Source organism: Frateuria defendens (assembly GCF_001182895.1).
Lineage (GTDB): Bacteria > Pseudomonadota > Gammaproteobacteria > Xanthomonadales > Rhodanobacteraceae > Frateuria_B > Frateuria_B defendens.
Genome location: NZ_LFQR01000252.1, coordinates 1 through 383 on the forward strand (window position 1 = coordinate 1; position 383 = coordinate 383).

Below are 383 nucleotides of genomic sequence, written 5' to 3' on the forward strand. Positions count from 1 at the left end.
GTGTTCACGCTCAACCCGGCAGGTCTGAAGGCCATGCTGGACAACGGGGCGGATCCGAATGCGCGCAAGCCGGGGCACACCGTCAGGAAGTTCGCGGACGGCAGCGTCAGTGACCATTTCGACTACGACAACGCGATGGTCTGGGCGGCCAAGCAGGACGATCCGATCTACCTGAAGCTGCTGCTCGACCACGGGGGCGATCCCAATACCCGCAATGGCAACGGCGAGACCCTGACGTTCCAGGCCTTCATTTGGCATAACCAGTGGCAGAACGTGCGGTTGCTGGTGGAGCGCGGGGCGGACGTGAACGCCAAGAGCACGGGCTGGTCCTTGTTGTCGGATTATGCAGCTGAAGGTGGATTTGAGCAGACCTACTGGCTGTT

Annotated in this window: 1 protein-coding gene; it reads left to right on the forward strand. The window is 61.4% G+C overall.

The features are described 5' to 3' along the window. Positions 1–383 (forward strand): ankyrin repeat domain-containing protein (locus ACH65_RS20400; protein ID WP_049624051.1); only part of this gene is annotated, 383 nt, incomplete at both ends.